We start from the raw sequence: 420 nt of genomic DNA, 5'->3' as shown, positions 1-420 counted from the left end.
CTATTACTTCAACACCGCGAGCGGCTACATCGCGATTCCGGCCGGCTCGCTGCCCGGCAAGCCGTTCAACACGACGCTGCAGGTGACGGCCGGTTTCGACATCGACGGCAACGGCGACGTGTGGGCCGGACTGAACGGCGCCAACGCGATCACGCGCTACCCGATGACGGGCTTCGACCCGACGACCGGCAAGCCGTCATGGGGCAAGCCGGTGACGACCGCCGTGCCGGGCAGCGTGGCGCCCGTGACGCGCATCATCTACCAGGCCGACAGCGACACGATGATTCTTGCGCAGGGCCTCGCGGGCAACTGGGACTGGACCGCGATGAACGGGCACATCGAGGTCTATCACGGCTGGGAGAACGGCAACACGAGCACGCCGAACCCGGTGATCAACCTGACGAGCGCGAACCCGAAATC

The 420-nt window shown here is 66.2% G+C and carries 1 protein-coding gene; it reads left to right on the top strand.

The annotated features are described in order from the left end of the window. The coding region (locus M3205_RS25290) for a hypothetical protein (RefSeq protein WP_251172372.1) at positions 1 to 420 on the top strand (420 nt) is incomplete at both ends.

The organism is Cytobacillus firmus, from assembly GCF_023715565.1.
In the GTDB taxonomy this organism is placed as follows: Bacteria; Bacillota; Bacilli; order Bacillales; family Cytobacillaceae; genus Cytobacillus; species Cytobacillus firmus_C.
Note: the sequence above shows the minus strand (reverse complement) of the source record. Positions and strands in the feature narration are given on the sequence as shown.